Raw genomic sequence first — 244 nt, 5'->3', positions numbered from 1 at the left:
GAAAAAAGGTACTGGAACAAGCCCAGCAGTTGGAGCATCCTTCACTGCGCCTGGCGGAACTCCAGATGCGAAGAAAACTGAAGAAGAAGCTAAGAAAAAAGCCGAAGAAGATGCGAAGAAAAAAGCTGATGAGGAAGCTCAGAAAAAGGCTAATGAAGATAAATTAAAACAAGAAGATGCGAAGAAAAAAGCTGAGGAAGAGCAGCGTAAACAACAAGAGCAACAGCAGCAAGAACAACAACGT

At 43.0% G+C, this 244-nt stretch carries 1 pseudogene; it reads left to right on the top strand.

The features are described from left to right. Positions 1–244 (top strand): annotated as a pseudogene (locus tag MR079_RS28875) (hypothetical protein); the annotation flags it as partial.

Origin of the sequence: Bacillus cereus group sp. BfR-BA-01381, from assembly GCF_022663555.1 — a bacterium.
GTDB classification, from domain to species: domain Bacteria; phylum Bacillota; class Bacilli; order Bacillales; family Bacillaceae_G; genus Bacillus_A; species Bacillus_A pacificus.
The sequence above is the reverse complement of the archived record's forward strand: the minus strand, read 5'-3'. Positions and strand labels throughout refer to the sequence as shown.